The organism is Sinorhizobium medicae (assembly GCF_007827695.1).
Classification (GTDB): Bacteria; Pseudomonadota; Alphaproteobacteria; order Rhizobiales; family Rhizobiaceae; genus Sinorhizobium; species Sinorhizobium medicae.
In genome coordinates this window covers 144,729-162,023 of sequence record NZ_VITA01000007.1, presented here as the reverse complement: position 1 = coordinate 162,023, position 17,295 = coordinate 144,729, and the positions used below count along the sequence as shown (strand labels likewise).

The 17,295-nt window shown below is 62.8% G+C and carries 14 protein-coding genes; 4 read left to right on the top strand and 10 right to left on the bottom strand.

The genetic code is table 11. The annotated features are described in order from the left end of the window. Window positions 1-161 precede the first annotated feature (161 nt). The 3 genes from omp10 (at window position 162) to hemH (ending at window position 3,798) form a co-directional block, all read left to right on the top strand. Window positions 162-530, top strand: a complete 369-nt coding sequence (gene omp10 / locus FB009_RS14345; RefSeq protein ID WP_012066905.1) for an outer membrane lipoprotein Omp10 — start codon at window positions 162-164, stop codon at window positions 528-530. Window positions 531-759: 229 nt separating this feature from the next. Beyond that, on the top strand, window positions 760-2,643 hold the full coding sequence (locus FB009_RS14340; protein ID WP_012066906.1) for a 5'-nucleotidase C-terminal domain-containing protein: 1,884 nt from the start codon (window positions 760-762) through the stop codon (window positions 2,641-2,643). Window positions 2,644-2,760: 117 nt separating this feature from the next. Continuing rightward, window positions 2,761-3,798, top strand: coding sequence for a ferrochelatase (gene hemH / locus FB009_RS14335; protein ID WP_012066907.1), 1,038 nt, complete (start codon window positions 2,761-2,763; stop codon window positions 3,796-3,798). Window positions 3,799-3,861: 63 nt separating this feature from the next. Here hemH and FB009_RS14330 read toward each other — a convergent pair whose 3' ends face one another. The 10 genes from FB009_RS14330 to FB009_RS14285 form a co-directional block, all read right to left on the bottom strand. Then, window positions 3,862-4,878 carry a 2-dehydropantoate 2-reductase N-terminal domain-containing protein gene (locus FB009_RS14330; protein ID WP_012066908.1) on the bottom strand — a complete coding sequence of 339 codons (1,017 nt, stop codon included), beginning with the start codon at window positions 4,876-4,878 and terminating at the stop codon, window positions 3,862-3,864. A 36-nt stretch (window positions 4,879-4,914) separates the two neighbouring features. Continuing rightward, entirely contained in the window at window positions 4,915-6,963 is a 2,049-nt protein-coding gene (locus FB009_RS14325) for a bifunctional aldolase/short-chain dehydrogenase (protein WP_012066909.1), read from the bottom strand. A gap of 78 nt (window positions 6,964-7,041) precedes the next feature. Beyond that, window positions 7,042-8,106 carry an ABC transporter ATP-binding protein gene (locus tag FB009_RS14320; RefSeq protein ID WP_012066910.1) on the bottom strand — a complete coding sequence of 355 codons (1,065 nt, stop codon included), beginning with the start codon at window positions 8,104-8,106 and terminating at the stop codon, window positions 7,042-7,044. A 59-nt stretch (window positions 8,107-8,165) separates the two neighbouring features. Continuing rightward, window positions 8,166-8,891 (bottom strand): SDR family oxidoreductase, encoded by a 726-nt coding sequence (locus tag FB009_RS14315; protein WP_012066911.1) that lies wholly within the window; start codon window positions 8,889-8,891, stop codon window positions 8,166-8,168. A 71-nt stretch (window positions 8,892-8,962) separates the two neighbouring features. Further along, window positions 8,963-10,459: an ABC transporter substrate-binding protein gene (locus FB009_RS14310; protein ID WP_012066912.1), complete on the bottom strand. Its 1,497-nt coding sequence runs from the start codon at window positions 10,457-10,459 to the stop codon at window positions 8,963-8,965. A gap of 69 nt (window positions 10,460-10,528) precedes the next feature. Continuing rightward, window positions 10,529-11,410 carry a carbohydrate ABC transporter permease gene (locus FB009_RS14305; RefSeq protein ID WP_012066913.1) on the bottom strand — a complete coding sequence of 294 codons (882 nt, stop codon included), beginning with the start codon at window positions 11,408-11,410 and terminating at the stop codon, window positions 10,529-10,531. 1 nt (window position 11,411) lies between these two features. Further along, a complete protein-coding gene (locus tag FB009_RS14300; RefSeq protein ID WP_012066914.1) occupies window positions 11,412-12,299 on the bottom strand; it encodes a carbohydrate ABC transporter permease in 888 nt (295 codons plus the stop codon). Between the two features lie 135 nt (window positions 12,300-12,434). Further along, window positions 12,435-13,970, bottom strand: coding sequence for a glycerol-3-phosphate dehydrogenase (gene glpD / locus FB009_RS14295; RefSeq protein ID WP_012066915.1), 1,536 nt, complete (start codon window positions 13,968-13,970; stop codon window positions 12,435-12,437). Further along, a complete protein-coding gene (locus FB009_RS14290; protein WP_012066916.1) occupies window positions 13,967-14,779 on the bottom strand; it encodes an HAD-IIB family hydrolase in 813 nt (270 codons plus the stop codon). The genes glpD and FB009_RS14290 overlap by 4 nt, the downstream gene beginning before the upstream one ends. 4 nt (window positions 14,780-14,783) lie before the next feature. Further along, on the bottom strand, window positions 14,784-16,139 hold the full coding sequence (locus tag FB009_RS14285) for a sn-glycerol-1-phosphate dehydrogenase (protein ID WP_012066917.1): 1,356 nt from the start codon (window positions 16,137-16,139) through the stop codon (window positions 14,784-14,786). A 112-nt stretch (window positions 16,140-16,251) separates the two neighbouring features. Between FB009_RS14285 and FB009_RS14280 the strand changes: the two genes are divergently transcribed. Then, entirely contained in the window at window positions 16,252-17,238 is a 987-nt protein-coding gene (locus FB009_RS14280; RefSeq protein WP_033042345.1) for a sugar-binding transcriptional regulator, read from the top strand. Window positions 17,239-17,295 lie beyond the last annotated feature (57 nt).

Sequence of the window (17,295 nt, the reverse complement as noted above, 5' to 3'; positions counted from 1 at the left end):
TCAAAAGACGCACAATGGTTGCTGCAGTGCTTTGAGACGCCGCACAATTCTCCGTGGACCGGTTCCGGTTCACGGAATTATGCGGTAGAGCGGGGACAGGAAAGTATGAAGCGGTCTTGCGTTTGCATCCCGCTCAAACTCGTGACGCGGGAGAAACGCCGATGAAGCCATTCGCCATCCTCACCCTCTTGGCATCTGCCGCCGCGCTGGCCTCCTGTCAGTCCCAACCTCGGGAACTCAGGCAGATGTCTTCAGCGCCGCAGGCAACGGGCGTCGAGGGTTCGTGGGTCGATCCGAACGGCATCGTCTCCACCTTCGCCGGCGGAACATTTTCGACGCGCACGACCGATACCAACCAGCTTCTCGCCTCCGGCAACTATGTGAACGTCAGCCCTACACTGGTGGAAATCAACATGACGTCCCTGGTGCGCAATATCCAGTCCAAGGTCAATTGCGCCTTGGCAACGCCATCTCAGCTGAACTGCACGACCGACTCTGGCGCCCAGTTCTCGTTGACTCGCCGCGCCTGAGGCCGTCACTTCACCGAGCAGCCCCCCGACCGGGGGCTTTTTTCTTTCTGGGGCCGGCTTAACCCTATCCGAAAGTCCGGCAGCGAGGCATGCGTTTGCGGCTTGAAGTCGCTCTCGACTGGTGAAAACATCCGCTGGAGCGGGACGAGGAAAAGTCTGTGCGGTTTTCCACCCGCATCCCGCCGCGCATCCTATCCGGAACTCGGCCGGCAGCACACAGGAGCACACCATGATCAGACACATGCGGGTCGGCTTTACAGCTGTTTCCCTTTTTGCGCTCTCGTCGGGCGCAGCCTTTGCCGATTATGAATTGAACATCCTGCACATCAATGACCTTCATTCGCGCATCGAATCGATCAACAAGTTCGATTCGACCTGCTCCGTCGAGGAAGAGGGCAAGAACGAGTGCTTCGGCGGCGTCGCGCGCCTCAAGACCCTGATCGACCAGAAGCGACAGGAACGGACGGGCAAGAACCTGCTTCTGCTCAACGCCGGCGACAATTTCCAGGGTTCGCTCTTCTTCACCACCTATAAGGGCGCCGCGGAGGCGGAATTCCTGAACCTGATGAAGTTCGACGCGATGACCGTCGGCAATCACGAGTTCGATGAAAGCGAGGACGGGCTTGCGAGCTTCCTCGACAAGGTCACCTTCCCCGTCGTCACCGCCAATGTCCTGCCGAGTCATAAGTCAAAGATCGGCGACCGCATCAAGCCGTCGATCGTTCTCGATGTCGGCGGCCAGAAGGTGGGTATCGTCGGCGCGGTGGCCAATGACACGCCGGAACTCGCCTCACCCGGCCCCGACATCCTCATCGGCGAGGATGTCGCGACGATCACCAGCGCAGTCGAGGAATTGAAGAAGCAGGGCATCAACAAGATCGTCGCCCTGACCCATGTCGGCTATCCGCGCGACCTGGCGGCAATTGCGAAGATCCCTGATGTCGACGTCGTGGTCGGCGGTCATTCCCACAGCCTCTTGTCCAACACCGACGAAAAGGCCGAGGGGCCCTATCCTACGATGGTCGACAACCCCGGCGGCTACAAGGTGCCGGTCGTACAGGCCGGCTCCTACAGCAAATATCTCGGCGACCTCATGGTGACGTTCGACGACAACGGCGTGGTCAAAGCAGCCAAAGGCGATCCGATCCTCGTCGATTCCTCCGTAAAGCCGGACGAAACGGTGGTCGCCCGCGTCAAGGAGCTGGCCAAGCCGATCGAGGAACTGAGAACGAAGGTCATCGGCAAGACCGAGGCGCCGATCGACGGGTCGCGCGAGAGCTGCCGCGCCAAGGAATGCGAAATGGGCAGCCTGGTGGCCGACGCGATGCTCGACCGCGTCAAGGGACAGGGCGTGACGGTCGCCATCACCAATGGCGGCGGCTTGCGCGCTTCGATCGACGGCGGCGACGTGACGATGGGCGAGGTCATCACCGTTCTGCCCTTCCAGAACACGCTGTCCACCTTCCAGCTCAAGGGCGCGGACATCCGGGCAGCTCTTGAAAACGGACTAAGCCAGGTCGAAGAGGGCGGCGGGCGCTTCCCGCAGGTCGCCGGTCTCAGATTTTCCTTCGATCGTTCGAAGCCCGCCGGCAGCCGCCTCGTCAGCGTCGAGGTCGAAGACGGCGGGGCCTTTGCCGCGCTCGACCCGGAAAAGACCTATTCGCTCGTCAGCAACAATTTCATGCGCGGCGGCGGTGACGGTTACGCGGTCTTCAAGGACAAGGGAGAGAACGCCTACGACTACGGTCCGGGCCTCGAAACGGTGCTCGCCGATTATCTCGCCGCCCATCAACCTTTCAAACCCTACACCAGCGGCCGCATCACGGAAGTGACTGCCGCGGCGGATGCGGCGCCCGGCGCTGCGAGTGAGCCGGAAGCCGCAGCCGCGCCGGCGGAAAGCGCAACGCCCACTCCTGCCCCCGAGCCCTCGACCGAGTCGGCCGCAGCCGCAGGTCCGCGCACGCACGTCATCGCCAGAGGCGACACGCTCTGGGACCTCGCCCAGACCTTCTACGGCAGCGGCGCGGAATGGAAGAGAATATCTGCCGCCAATGGCGATCCGGCACCGCGGGCGCTGGAAATCGGCCGAGAGCTGGAGATCCCGGCCGAATAAGACGATTTGCCTCGGCATTTCCCACCGGCGCGGGCTTTCCCGCGCCGGTATTTCTTTTTAGAAAGGTTTGAAATTGTAGGCAGCCGCGCAGTAACGTGGCGCCCCACGAGGACCGAGATGACAGCCATGGAAGCCGAGCCGAACACCAACCACCCCGCCGTCAGCTATGGAAAGCTGGGCGTGCTCCTGGTCAATCTCGGCACGCCTGACGGTACCGACGTCACCTCCATGCGCCGCTACCTCCGGGAATTCCTGAGCGACCGGCGCGTCATCGAATGGTCGCGCCTCTTCTGGTATCCGATCCTCTACGGCATCGTCCTCAACACGCGTCCGCGCAAGGTGGGCAAGGCTTACGAACTCATCTGGAACAAGGAACTGAATGAAAGCTGGCTCAGAACCTACACACGCAATCAGGCGGCCTTGATGACCGAGGCCTTCGGCGGCCAGCCGCAGGTTATCGTCGACTGGGCGATGCGCTATGGTCGGCCCTCTATCGCCTCGCGGCTCGATGCGCTGCAGAAAGCCGGATGCGAGCGAATTCTCGTATTCCCGCTCTATCCGCAATATGCCGCCGCCACGACAGCCACGGTCAACGACAAAGCCTTCGAGGCCCTGCTCGGGATGCGCTGGCAGCCCGCGCTCAGAACCGTGCCGCCTTATCACGACGACCCGGTCTACATCGATGCCCTGGCGACCTCCATCACCAAGCACCTCGCGACACTTGATTGGGAACCGGAGCTGGTTCTCGCCTCCTTCCACGGCATCCCGAAGAGCTATTTCGAGAAGGGCGATCCCTATTATTGCCAGTGCCAGAAGACGGCGCGGTTGCTGCGCGAAAGACTCGGCTGGCCGAAAGAAAAGCTGCAGATCACCTTCCAATCGCGCTTCGGTCCCGAGGAGTGGCTCCAGCCTTATACCGACGCCACCGTGGAAAGACTGGCCAAGGAGGGCGTGAAGAAGATCGCCGTCATCAACCCCGGCTTCGTTTCGGACTGTCTGGAAACGCTCGAGGAAATCGCCGGCCAGGCGGCGGAGAGTTTCCACCATAATGGCGGCGAGAAATTCGCCCATATTCCCTGCCTGAACGACAGCCCCGAAGGCATGGCGGTGCTCAACCATGTGGTCCGCCGCGAATTGGAGGGATGGCTCTACTAGGTAGACCAACCCAAAGACATCGTGAGCTGCAAGGAAGGCCGTTACGGCCTTTCCTGGAAGAGCTTAAATCCGGTCAAAATCGAAGGCGAGGGTGCCGCCGTCCATTACCGCGCTTGTGATTGCGGTCGCGAGAGGCAGACGCGTTTCGGCATTCTCAATTTGCCGCAACAAGGAGCCTACGATCCGTGCGGTGTCGATGCCTTCGACCGTTTCACCAGCGAGTTCACCCGACATGACGTCTGAGACCGTGCGGCCAAGGCCGAGGCCGTGGCCGAGCCTGCTATTGCGCCCGCCGCCGACCGTCACATGCAGGTCGCCGATCCCGGCGAGGTCGAAAGCGGAGGCGCGGCTGCCGCCAATCCGCTCACAAAGCAGGGCCATCTCCTGCGCCGCCTGGTTGAACGCGGCCGCCGTCGGGTTCTTGGATTGGCCATCGGCGCGCAGCCTGTCCGGATAGCGCGTCTGCATGGTGCTGACGCCGATCGCGAAAAAGTTCTTGAGCGCAGCGCAGGCCTCGACGCCGGTCACATCCTCGCTCGATGCAAGCCGGTAATAGGGTGTCCGCATCAGGCCGGCGGCGAAGTCCGCCGCAACCCTGTCGCAGCTGGCATAGATGCTGGACGTCGGATATCGCTCGGCAAGCTCGCGCGCGATGCAGGGCCCGCCGATGCCGATGAAGCTTTGCATGCCGGCGATCCGTGGCGGCAGCGTCTCGGCATAGGTGACGACCCGGTCGCCTTCGCGGTCGAGCCCCTTCGTTACGAAGGCGACCGGCTTTTCCCGGCCCAGCAGGCCATTAAGCCGGTCAACCGCCCAGACGATGCCCGGGCTGCTGACGCCGACGACAATCAGATCCGCCGCCTCGGCATGCTCGGGCCCGAGCTCTTCGTCCGTCAGGATCGTGACCGTTCCCGCAAGCGGCGCGCCGAGCTTCGGGTGGATCCCGCCTGCTTTCATCCGGGCGACCGGGACGGCATCGAGCGGCGTGCCCGCCAACAGCACCCGGTGGCCGTTATCGCTTGCCGGTACCGCCAGGGCGGTACCCATCACGCCCGCCCCGAGAATGAGGATGGTTGCCATCTTTCGGTTTCTCCGCTTACCTGTTCCCGCGCGCCCTCAACGCATCATCGCGGCAACGTTGCCGCCGTCGACGGTAACGACTGCTCCGGTGGAGGTCCGGGCCTTGGCGAGATGCACGAAGGCCGCTGCCACATCGGCGCCGGTCACCTCGCGGCGAAGCATGTTGCCCCGCATGTAATCCTCCGGCGTCAGGCCACGCGCCATCGAGCGTTCCTCGACCATCTTGTCGGTCATCAGGCCGGTGCGAATCCGGTCCGCATTGACGGCGTTCGACGTGATGCCGGAGCCGCCGTGCTCAATGGCATATTGCCGCATCAGCGCCATCAGTGCCGCCTTCGAGGTTCCATAGGGGCCGAAGTCGGCGCCGGGATTCACGGCTTGCTTGGAGACGTTGAAGACCAGCGAGCCGCCTGACTTCTGCTGTTCCATGACGCGTACCACCGCGCGCGCGACGTAGTGATGGCTCCAGAAATTGAGATCGAAGGCCTTTCGGAAGGTCGCCTCATCGACGCTGAGCAGTTTGCCCTGGAAGGCTGCGCCCGCATTCGAGATCAGAATATCCACACCACCATAGTGCTGCGCGACCCTGGCGACCGCCGCGTCGACCGCCTCGGAACTCGTCACGTCGCAGAGCACCGGCAGCGCGCCGAGTTTTTTCGCCGCCGCGTTCAGCGCATCTTCTGAAATGTCGAAGAGCGCGAGTTCGGCACCTTCCGCCTTCAAGGCTTCCGCGACAGCAAAGCCGAGTCCGCTTGCCGCGCCGGTGACGATTGCAACCTGCCGCGTCAGCGGCTTTTCCTGCACCTTTGTCAGCTTCACCTGCTCGAGCGACCAGTATTCGATGTCGAAAAGATCGCGCTCCGAGAGCGCCTCGAAGGCCTCGATGCCTTCCGCCTTCGTGATGACATCTATCGTTGCTTCCGCAACGTCGGCGCCGACCGTCGCGTTTTTTCGCGCTGCCCCGGCGGCGAAGAGGCCGATGCCGGCGACGTAGAAGACGCGCGGCTTCGGATCGAGCATACGCTTGCCACCCCCGACGCGGGCATTGTTCCGTTCGAAATAGGCCTGGTAGTCGGCCTGATAAGCGGCAACCGCTTCCCTTGCACGCACCGCCCATTCTCCAAGTCTGTTCTTCTCCGGAGCGGGCAGAGCAACGCCGAAGCGCTTGATATGGATCACATGTTCCGGCGTCGCATTGCCGCGGCGGACGAGGCTTTCGATATTTTCGGCGTTGCAGAAGTCGAGTATCTTTTCGCTGGTACGATGTTCGAGAACGAAGCGTTTCGGCGCTCCTTCGATACCGGTGTCGATCGCCAGCGCACCACGCAGAATCGGCGCGATATCCGCGGCAGCGGCCAGGCCTGCGGGAACGGCAATGCTCCTGAACGGCTTCGCCCGGCCTTGGGACAGGCGCCGCTCGGCCTTGTCGATTTTGGCGATCATATCCTCGTAGGCTTCGCGCGGATCCTCCGACCAGGTGAAGATGCCGTGCTTCAGCAGGATCATGCCGTCGCCTTTCGGATCAGCCTTGAAGGCAGTGTCGCAAGCCTTTGCCAGATCGAAGCCCGGCATCACATAGGGAACGATGATCGCATCGGGGAATAGTTCTCGGATCAGATCCTCGCCGTGCGGCTGATTGGTGAGCGAGACGATGGCGTTCGCATGGGTATGATCGATGTGCTTGAAGGGCAGGATCGCATGCAGAATGGCCTCGACCGACGGATTGGGCGCCGCTGGATCGACAAGCAGGCGGCGTTGAAGCATCACCATGTCGTCGTCGGAGAGCGTCTCGAAATCGATCATGGCCTGCAGCGGCTGCAGGCGGACGGCCGGCAGGCCCTGCGGCTCGATCGTGCCCATATCCCATCCGCTGCCCTTGACGCAGAGCACGTCCACCTCGCTGCCGTCCATCTCCGTAAAGGTGGTCTTGACCGAAGTGTTTCCGCCGCCGTGCAATACCAGTTCCGGATCGGAGCCGAGCAGACGGGTCGTATAGGTGCGAATGGCGAGGTCCCGATTGACGCCTTTGGCGACATAGGCATCGATGATGGAGGTGAACTCGGAGTCCGACCAGCGCGATTTCATGGCAGTTCCTTTCCTTGCCGGCACCGTTTGCAGCGCCCGGATACAGTCGATCGGGTGGGTGATGTCCGGTCCGCAGCGTCAAATGCGGATCTCTGTTTCGGCATCGAAAACGTGAACCTTCGAAGGCGGGATCGCGAAGCGGACCTCGGCGCCCTCCGAAAAACGTGCCGCCTTGTCGACGACGGCAACGAAGCTTCCCTCCGGACCTTCGCAAAAAAGCTGCGCGTCATGGCCGAGCCGCTCGGTGAGGATCGCCTTCGCTGCAAGCGGGCCGCCTGCATCGACGACCACGTCGGTCGGGCGCAGGCCGAGGACGACCTTGTGCCCTGGCTTTAGTGCAGGCGAAGGCTCGACGCTCACCCGGCCGGTCGTGGTGTCGACGGCAGGCCCGCCATTGTCGACGACCACGGTGCCGGGGAGGAAATTGATGGAAGACGAGCCTATGAAATCGGCGACGTATTTGCTGGCCGGCCGGTCGTAGACGTCGTCGGGCGAGCCTATCTGCTCGATCTTGCCGGCGCGCATGACGACGATCTTGTCGGCCATGGTCATGGCCTCGATCTGGTCATGCGTGACGTAGATCGTGGTTGTCTTCAGCCGGTTGTGCAGCTGACGGATTTCCGTGCGCATATGGGCACGCAGCTTGGCATCGAGATTCGAGAGCGGCTCGTCGAAAAGGAAGACTTCCGCCTCGCGCACCATGGCGCGGCCCATCGCGACACGCTGCCGCTGGCCGCCGGAAAGCTCCTTCGGATAGCGGCCGAGATAGGGGGTGAGGTTGAGCGTCGCGGCCGCCCATTCCACCCGGCTCTTGATCTCCGCAGGCGGAACTTTCGCCACTTCCAGGCTGAAGGCGATGTTGTCGTAAACCTTCATCGTCGGGTAGAGCGCGTAGTTCTGAAAGACCATCGCGATCGAGCGGTCGCGCGGGTGCACGTCGTTGACGCGTTTGCCGCCGATCATGAGGTCGCCCTGGCTGACGGCCTCGAGCCCGGCCGTCATTCTGAGCAAGGTCGTCTTGCCGCAACCCGACGGGCCGAGCAGGACCACGAATTCGTGATCCTCGATCCGGAAAGAGATGTCGCGCATGATCGTGACGGCACCGAAGGACTTGCCAATTCGTTGATATTCCACGGTCGCCATCGGTCGTTACTCCATTCTTCGTTCAGGCCTTCCGTCGCGCCGACGGCGGCTCCGCTGTGTCAGTATTTCTGTCGGGTCGGCGTGATGACGATTTCCTGGACGATCGCTCGCTGCGGCAGCTGATAGGCGTCGAGGATGAGATCTGCGACGACGTCGGCGGAAATGCCGCCGCCGATCGCCGCTTTGTTCGCCTTGTAATTGGCGAGCGTCGTCTCGTCCTTCACATGATCCAGCACTTCCGTATCGATAATGCCGGGGGAGACCACGATAACGCGCACGTCGTGCGGTGCCAGATATTCGCGCAGACTTTCCGAGACCGCGTGGACGAAGAACTTCGTGCCGCAATAGACCGTATGGTCCGGATAGACCTTGCGCCCTGCAATCGAGCTCATCATTACAAGTGTTCCGTGCTTCCGCCCGATCATTCCCGAGAGCACGGCATGCACGCTGTTCATCGCACCCTTGGTGTTGATGTCGATCATCTCGTCCCATTCCTCGGGCGCCTGGCGGGCGATGTCGCCAAGCCGCGCGATTCCGGCGTTGGCAAACATCATGTCGACCGGGCCGAACCTCGCCTCCGCCTCGCCCACGGCGGCGGCAAGTGCCGCGCGATCGCGGACATCGGCCTTCTTCAGCAAGGCGTTGGGCAGGCCGAGCGCCTCGAGCCGGTCGAGCCTGCGGGCGATCAGCAGAAGCGGATGCCCGGCCCTGGAGAAGGCCCGCGCGACGGCCTCGCCAATGCCGGAGCTGGCGCCAGTGATCGCGATCAGCGGTTTGTCGGGCATGGTGGTCCTCCTGTCTTTCGTCATGTCCGGCCGGAAGGGGCGCCGCTACAGCGCCCCGCCCATATGCAGGATCAGCCCTTCAGCACGGTCTCGACCTGAGAGGCGATGTCGTCCATCGCTTCCTTGGAGGAGCCGTAGCTGCCGGCGAAGTACTTGCCGAGGCCCACGGGAATTGTATCGCTCGACAGCTGGGCCCATTCCGGCAGGTCCGGCTCCGAGCCCATATATTTGTCGATGGTCTCGCGGACGACCGACAGGTGGCGGGTCGTGCCGGCGCCGACGCGGGCATTTGCCTTGACGCGCGGGTCGTCATAGACAGAGGCGCGGGTGGGGCCGGTACCGCCGCCGAGCGTGGTGATGAGGGCCTGCGTGTCGGCGCAAGTCGCCCACTGCATGAAGATCCATGCCGCATCCGGGCTCTTGGAGTATCTGGACACCGCGAGTGACGAGCCGCCCTGGTGGCCGGTGCCGGGAATTTCGCCATACCCGCATTCTTCGGGTTTCCTGAGCGCCACCGGCTGCGGCGGAACGACCGCCTCGCAGAGGCCGGAAACCTTGGTCTGGCTGGCATCGTCGAAGTAGGGGAAGAACTCGCCCCAGGAAAGCATCGAGGCGGCAACGCCCTGAGCGATCGCCTGGCCCTGACCGTCCCAGGTCCACTGATCCACGCCCGGCGGCATGGTTTCCTTGAGCTTGGTATAGTAGTCGAGCGCGGCAATGCCCCGCTCGTCATTGCCCACGAACTTCTTGTCGGCATTGAAGATCGAGCCGCCATTGCCCCAGAGCATGGAAGTCCATTCGCATTCCAGCGCGTAGTGGCCGGACTTCATCTGACCGGCGTAGCCATAGAGGTTCGGTCCCATTTCCTTGGTGATGGTGACGGAATTGTTCAGCAGATCCTCGAATGTTGCCGGAGCCTTGAGGCCGAGCTTCTCGTAGATGTCCTTGCGGTAGATCATGATGAAGATGGGGATGTCGTAGGGTACGCCGACCCAACGGTCCTCGTATTTGGCGATCCCGTCGACGAGCGCAGGCATGAAGTCATCGATATTGTAGTTCGGCATGGCGAGATCCGGCTTTTCCTGAAGCTGCTCGCGCGGATCGAACACGTCCTGGCTGAAAGATGCCGACCAGCTCTGGTCGATATAGTAGAGGTCATAGCTGCCAAGTGAGGAGGCGACATCGAGTGTCAGCTTCTGCAGAACCTGCTCAAGCGGCAGGACCTCGATCTCGACCCTGATGCCGGTCGCTTCCTCGAAATATTTCTTAAGCTGGGAGTTGATGGCGTTCGACGGCGGGGTCGATTCCGTCGCCAGCTTCAGCGTCGTCCCCGCAAACGGTTTGGCGACGTCCTTGAGCCAGGAGATCACTTCGGCGGACGGCTCGAGCTGTTCCTGGGCAAGCGCCCGGCTCACCCCGAAGGGCCGGCTGCCGAAGCCCATCCCGAGCGCGGTTGCGCCGAGGCCGAGCGTACCGGCCGTACGCAGGAAGCTGCGGCGGTCCATCTGGCCGCGGACGAAGCGGTCGGTCACAGACGCGAGATAAAACTTTCTGTCTTTCTCTTTCATGTCTCTCCTCCTCGATCGACGCCGGAAGTGGCCCCGATCTCTCCTGTTGTCGGCGCAGGCGCCGCATTCTCACTGCTTCAGAGACCCCATCGTCAGACCACGCACGAGATGGCGTTGAACGAGCAGGACCACGATGAAGGCGGGCACGATCGCCGCCGCACCGAGGGCGGCCATGTTGCCCCAGGCGGTTCCGATCGATGTGACGAAGGTCGACGACACGACGGGCACGGTCTTCAGACCCGTCTGCGTCAAGGTCAGGACGAAGAGGAACTCCGTCCATGAGAAGATAAAGCAGAGCACCGCGGTAGCGGCTATGCCGCCCTTGGCCATCGGCAGCACGATGCGGCGGAAGATCGTCCAGCGCGACGCGCCGTCGAGCAGCGCGCTCTCGTCGATCTCCGCGGGGATGTCGTCGAAGAAGCTCTTCAGGAGCAGCACCGCCAGAGGCAGGTTCATGAGACCATGCACGAGTATGACGCCGACATAGGTGTCGAGCAGGTTGAACTGCTTGAAGATGAAGAACATCGGGATCGCCACCGCTACTGGCGGCATCATGCGGGTCGACAGCACCCAGTTGACGAATTCATGGCGGCCGCGGAAATGCATGCGCGACAAAGCATAGGAAGCAAGCGTCGCAACCACGATCGCCAGCACCGTCGACAAAGATGCGACGACGATCGAGTCCCAAAGGCGCGGCCCCATGTAGAAGTTGCCGCCGCCGGGCGTCACGGCTTCCTGGCTGCCGTAACCGAAGCCCAGCGAGATGCCGAAGACCTGCTCGAAATTCCTCACCGTCGGCTGGAAATTGAAGAAGATCGGCGGCCAGTTGAAAATGTCCTTGGCGTCGCGGAAGGCGACCGAGGTCCAGAAGTAGATCGGGAAAAAGAATGCCCCGACGACGAGCCAACCGGCAATGGTGCGCAGCGTGCGGGCGAGAGCGCTCTGTTGCATGTTACCACCTCACCTTTGCAACGCGGATGAATATGTTGGCCATGACCATGACGATGACCAGGCTCGTCAGGCTCAGCGTGGCCCCGTAGCCCCATTTCAGGAACGAGAAGGTCTGCTGCCATGCATAGAGGCTGACGGTATAGGTCGCTGTGCCCGGCCCTCCCGAAGTCATCACGAAGACGTAATCGAAGACGCGGAAGAGATCGATGCCGCGCAGGAGTACCGCCACGGCGATGACGCGCGACATCATCGGCAGCGTCAGCCGGCGGAACATCTGCAACGACGAGGCACCGTCGATCATCGCCGCCTCATAGGGCTCGGCCGGCAGCGAGCGCAGCCCGGCCATGAAGATCAGCACCATGAACGGCGTCCATTGCCAGATTTCGGCGATCAGCACGCCGATCAGCGCCAGCGAGGAGGTGGCGAGCATGGGCGTTGCCTTGTCGAGCAGCCCGACGAGGCCGAGCAGATAGGAGAGCGCCCCGAACTGCGAATCCTCCATCAGGAGAAACATCATGCCGGCGATAGCCGGCGGGATGACCAGCGTCATCGAAAGCACTGCGCGCAGCATTGCGAAGCCCGGCAGTTCGGCGTCCAGGAGTAGCGCTATCGCCATGCCGAGGATGATCTCGATCGTCAGGGCCACGGCGAAATAGAGGAAGGTGACGCCAAGTGCGCCCCAGAAACGGCCGTCGTTCCACAGCTGTACCCAATTGGCGAAGCCGACAAACTTCAGTCCGCGGCTCTTCGGCACAAATTCGTGGAAGCTCAGCCACACATTGTAGATGAAGGGATAGATGGTGAAGACGGCGAGGAGCGCGATCAGCGGCAGGAGCCACGGCCACGGCGAGTCCGAGATCGCGATGCGTTTCACCTGTGCAATGGACATTGCCTTCTCCTCCCGGGGACCTCACCGCCGGCGTCCTCCCGCCTGTGGTCGGTTCCTCCAATAATTCGGCGACGATCCGGATACCGCCGGCGTCTCCCCTCACCCACCCGCCCCCCGTTTCAGGGAGCGGCAAGTCTATCCGGCGGCGCGCCTGGTCTCGCCGGCTCCGCGCCGCTCCTGCATGTATCGGTCAAGCGCCCCGATCTCCTCGCTCGTCATCCGCAAGCCGGATTTCGTACGCCGCCAGACCGCATCGGCAGCGGTCAATGCAAATTCCCGCTCCATCAGAAAGGCGATTTCCGCCTCGGTCATGGATCCGCCGAAATCACGGCCGAGATCGGCGCGATCCTGCGCCTTGCCGAGAATCTCTCGTGCCTCGAGCCCGTAATGGCGTACAAGCCGGCGCGCCTCCCGCACGGTAAGGTAGGGATGCTCGCCGTGAATGGCCCTTGCGAGATCATCAGCCGCTCCGGCCGGAAAGGCGCCGCCCGGCAGCGGTTGCGTCGCCGTCCAGCCTCGCTGCCTGTTCCAGTCCGGAAAGATCGCGGCGAGTTTGTCCAGCACGTCCTCCGCGAGGCAGCGATAGGTGGTGATCTTGCCGCCGAAAACGGAGAGCATCGGCGCCTGCGTCCCCGGCCGATCGAGCTGCAGCACGTAGTCGCGGGTCGTCTCCTGCGCGTTGGCGGCGCCGTCGTGGAAGAGGGCGCGGACGCCGGAATAAGTCCAAACGACGTCGGCTTCAGTGAGATCGGTGCGAAAATAGGACGATGCTGCCGCAAGCAGATAGTCGACTTCCTCCGCGGAGGCCGCGACCGCCTCGGGAGCGTCCTTGTAGTCCCTGTCCGTCGTGCCGATTAGGGTGAAGTCCTCTTCATAGGGAATGGCGAAGAAGATGCGACCGTCCGGATTCTGAAAGATATAGCAGCGATCGTGCTCGTAGAGCTTTTTGACCACGATGTGGCTGCCCTGTACGAGGCGTACGCGGCCCGAAGCGCCGATGCCGGCAACATCGGACGCGATCTTGTCGGTCCAGGGGCCCGCCGCGTTGACCAGAGCGCGGGCCGCAGCTTCGCTCTTCAAGCCGGATTGCGTATCTTCAAGCAACAATTGCCAGAGACCGCCCTCGCGGCGCGCCGCGACGCAACGGGTGCGCACACGGATGTCCGCACCCCGCATTGCCGCATCCCGCGCGTTGAGCACGACAAGCCGGTTGTCCTGCACCCAGCAATCGGAATATTCAAAGCCGATCGCCGAGACGTCGCGCAACGGCTCTCCGGCGGGGTGGCTCTTCAGCCGCAGCGTCTTTGTACCCGGCAGAAGCTTGCGTCCGCCCAGATGATCGTAGAGGAAGAGGCCGAGCCGCAGCAGCCAGGCCGGTCGCAGACCCTTGCGGTGCGGCAACACGAACCGCAAGGGCCAGATGATATGGGGCGCAATTCCCCAGAGCTGTTCGCGCTCTTTCAGAGCGTGGCGTACCAGCCGAAACTCGTAATGTTCGAGATAACGCAGGCCGCCGTGAATGAGTTTGGTGGATGCCGAGGAGGTGGCTGAGCCAAGATCGGATTGTTCGGCAAGCAACACCTTCAGGCCGCGCCCGGCCGCATCGCGGGCCACCCCTGCTCCATTGATGCCGCCGCCGATAACGGCAATGTCGAAAAGCGCGCCCGTCATGCCGCGTGCTTTCCCGACCGCGCGTCGAGGATGCGGTTCGCCACTTCGACGAAGCCGTGCCCGCCCTCGCGTGCGGCCACATAGGCCGGCTCCGCATCGATGCGGCCCCTGAAGGCGAGAACATTCGCAACGCCACAGGCATTGGGAAAGAAGCCGAACATGGGCGCGTCGTTCGGGCTGTCGCCGACGAAGACGATCCTATCGCGCTCGCTGTCGATATCTACGCCGAGGATATCGGCGGCAAAACGGCGGGTCATGGTCAGCTTGTCATAAGCCCCATACCAGCCGTTGACATGGATGGAAGAGACCTTGGCAGTAGCACCTTCCTCCTCGAAGATGCGCTTGATGCGCTCCACGTCGGAAACCGGAAGTGCAGGAACATCCTCGCAGAAATCGATGGCGAGGTCGGCCTCACGGTAGAGCTGGTCGGCGGAGATCGCCGCCCCATGCACCTCCGAGAGGATGCGGGTGCCCACTTCGGCAAGCCTCTCGCGGTCGGCCGCGCGCTGTACATCGGCGATTGCGAAGCTGCGACGCATTCGGCGCTGCGCCTGGTCGTAGGCGAAATAGAAGGCGCCGTTTTCACCGACGACCCCCGCGACCGGCCACATACGCGCGATCATATCGCACCAGCCGGCCGGCCGGCCGGTAATCGGAGCCACCGAGATCCCCTCTTCCGTGAGGCGTTCCACGGCGTCATATGCCGCGGCCGGCAGCCGCCCCTCATTGGTCAGCGTATCGTCGATGTCGGCGAAAAGCACCGTGATACGGGCAGCGATTTCGGTCGGCATCTCGGCAACCGCCCGCATCGCCTTACGCCTCCCCGGCAACGAAATCCTCGAGCATGCCCGTGTCGGCGGCAATATCGAGGAAGGTGTAACGGTTGCGCATTTCGCGGCAGTGCAGCACGGCCTCGCGGTAGAAACCGCCCGACAGGCCGAGTTCGGCCGCCGTCATCGGGCCGCCGGCATCCCGCAAGAGCTGCTCCATCTGAGCTACCGGCAGCGCGAAAGCCTCGAGTTCCTGGCGCAGCGTAGGCCAGAGCTCGGCGAGCCTTTCATTCATCTCGGCGGCAGATCGTTCATCGAAAATCTTCGGCTGGATTTCGGCGTAGCACTGGGCGGCTATGTCATCGCCCATGCGCCGGGCCATGTCCGCAGGGTCAATCCGTGTGGGGCCGATGACCGGCGGCTTGTCGCTGTCGAGAAAGATGCGTTGCAGCCGCGCCATGGTGAGCGTTGCGACGCCGACCTGCTGGCCGTGGAGCGTGCCCGGATGTCCCTCGCCGGCAAAGCAGTCGATATAGTGGGAGACCTGATGCTCGCCCATCGAGCCGTGGTTCGACATGCCCGTGAAGGAAACACCCAAGCCGCAAAGCGTCAGCACACGGTGAAGATAACCGTTCGCGCTGATGCTCCCTCGGGCAATACCGGCCGCACAGCTATTCAGGGCCCGCTCGTCGGCGTCCTGAATCATATAGGGCACGCTCGAATAGACGCTGCCGATCAGCCGGTGCGACATCCACCAGTCGATCTGGGCGACGGAGCGGACGAGGCAATCGGCGAAACCCGCAGCAGAAAGATGGCGCGGTGCTGCGGCGTTGACCGCCAGATCGACGAAGAAGCCCGCCGGCGCATGGGACGGCAGCGAGACCTTGAGGCCGTTTTCCAGGGTGATGGAGGCTGTCGTGGACGTGTAGCCGTTCATCGAGCCGGCCGTGGCGAAGATTGCGTAACGGCGGTTGGTACGTCCGGTGACGAATTTGCAGAGATCGTTGATTGTGCCGGACCCCACCGCGACCACGGCGTCGGCTTTCGCGAGCCTCTCGTCGAGATCGTTCACGGCTGCCATGTCGGCGTGCGGATGGTCGAGAATGACGGTATCGACCGGACCCAGGCTTTTCAGAGCCGATGCGACGCGCCCGCCCATCGCATCCCAGGTGCGTTCGTCGGCGACGACCGTAAAGCGCTCCCCGAGACGGAGGCTGGCGACGAGATCGGCCTCCGCGCCGTCGAGGCTCTCTTCGATGACGATCCTCTCGTAGGGAACCGTTGCCGGGCTACCCGTTTCGGGATTGACCCAGTTGCCGGCGAGGATGTCGTCGATGAGGGTCGTCCAGCCCCCTTCCGGCGCATCCGCGGCGATAGTCTGCTGCCTTGACGTTTCCATTCGCTGGTCCGTTTTCTACTGCTGGATAGCATGTGACAACACCTGTTGGCATATGTCAATACACTTGCCAGAGATGATTGACAAATGCCACCCGCCTCTGCCAGATAGCCAAATGGCAAGAGAGAAGAGTTCAGCCAGGGCTGGCGACGAATCGGCGAAAAGCGTGCCCACGGAGTTCGATGACGCCGTGATGTGGGCCGCATGGCTCTACTATGCGGATCAGATGACGCAGAGCGAGATCGCCAAGCAGCTCAACGTATCTCGCGCAACCATCGTCAATTATCTGCAAGAAGCGCGCGAGCGCGGCATCGTCTCGGTCAACATCAATCCCAAGGCCGGTGGCCGCACCAGTGTCGCCCGCGCTCTGATGGAGAAATTCAACCTTCAGGGCGCCTTCGTCATCCCCAACAGCGATGAGGAAAGCCTGTCGCGAAGGCTCGGCGACGCCGGTGCGCGGGTATTGGCCGACCAGATCGAGGATGGAGATACGATCGGCGTTGCCTGGGGCCGCACAGTGCTCGCCGTCGCCGACCGAATTTCGTTGCCGCGGCCGGTCGGCAACCTCACTGTCGTTCAGGTCTCCGGCAGCTCGACCGGAGAACCGAATTTCTCGCCCGAACTCTGCACTTCGCTGCTTTCGAACCGCATTCATGCGCGCTGCGTCAACCTCCTGGCACCCGCCGTGCTGTCGACACGCGAACTGAAGGCGGCGCTGCTCAATGAACCCGTGCTCCGGAAGCAGATGGAGCTGGTCCATTCGACCAATCGCATTCTCTTCGGCGTCGGCGACATCGGTCCGAAGAGCACCGTGCGGGCATCCGGCATCGCCAGCCAGGAGGAGATCGACGATTACGTCGCGCGCGGCGCCACCGCCGTGATTATCGGGCGCTTCATCGATGCGCATGGCGCTGCGATCGGCGGCGACCACGACGAGCGCATGGTCGGCATCTCGCTCGACGAACTGAAGCAGGTGGAGAGCCGAATCTGCGTTGCGGGTGGCGCGCTTAAAATCGCTGCGATCACCGCCACGCTCGAAGCAGGCTACGCCACCCATTTCGTGACAGACATCGCTACGGGAGAGGCGTTGCTGGCGGAGTGATGGGCTGCCGGCAGGCGAGACCGGCGCCCGACGGAAAGGGAGGAAGGCCGCCGCATG

What these genes read in the sequence shown, in the direction of transcription:
- FB009_RS14310 (WP_012066912.1), bottom strand. Translation starts at nt 10,459, where the DNA reads ATGAAAGAGAAAGACAGAAAGTTTTATCTCGCGTCTGTGACCGACCGC.
- FB009_RS14285 (WP_012066917.1), bottom strand. Translation starts at nt 16,139, where the DNA reads ATGGAAACGTCAAGGCAGCAGACTATCGCCGCGGATGCGCCGGAAGGG.
- FB009_RS14280 (WP_033042345.1), top strand. Translation starts at nt 16,252, where the DNA reads ATGGCAAGAGAGAAGAGTTCAGCCAGGGCTGGCGACGAATCGGCGAAA.
- hemH (WP_012066907.1), top strand. Translation starts at nt 2,761, where the DNA reads ATGACAGCCATGGAAGCCGAGCCGAACACCAACCACCCCGCCGTCAGC.
- FB009_RS14340 (WP_012066906.1), top strand. Translation starts at nt 760, where the DNA reads ATGATCAGACACATGCGGGTCGGCTTTACAGCTGTTTCCCTTTTTGCG.
- FB009_RS14305 (WP_012066913.1), bottom strand. Translation starts at nt 11,410, where the DNA reads ATGCAACAGAGCGCTCTCGCCCGCACGCTGCGCACCATTGCCGGTTGG.
- FB009_RS14320 (WP_012066910.1), bottom strand. Translation starts at nt 8,106, where the DNA reads ATGGCGACCGTGGAATATCAACGAATTGGCAAGTCCTTCGGTGCCGTC.
- FB009_RS14330 (WP_012066908.1), bottom strand. Translation starts at nt 4,878, where the DNA reads ATGGCAACCATCCTCATTCTCGGGGCGGGCGTGATGGGTACCGCCCTG.
- glpD (WP_012066915.1), bottom strand. Translation starts at nt 13,970, where the DNA reads ATGACGGGCGCGCTTTTCGACATTGCCGTTATCGGCGGCGGCATCAAT.
- FB009_RS14290 (WP_012066916.1), bottom strand. Translation starts at nt 14,779, where the DNA reads ATGCGGGCGGTTGCCGAGATGCCGACCGAAATCGCTGCCCGTATCACG.
- omp10 (WP_012066905.1), top strand. Translation starts at nt 162, where the DNA reads ATGAAGCCATTCGCCATCCTCACCCTCTTGGCATCTGCCGCCGCGCTG.
- FB009_RS14325 (WP_012066909.1), bottom strand. Translation starts at nt 6,963, where the DNA reads ATGAAATCGCGCTGGTCGGACTCCGAGTTCACCTCCATCATCGATGCC.
- FB009_RS14300 (WP_012066914.1), bottom strand. Translation starts at nt 12,299, where the DNA reads ATGTCCATTGCACAGGTGAAACGCATCGCGATCTCGGACTCGCCGTGG.
- FB009_RS14315 (WP_012066911.1), bottom strand. Translation starts at nt 8,891, where the DNA reads ATGCCCGACAAACCGCTGATCGCGATCACTGGCGCCAGCTCCGGCATT.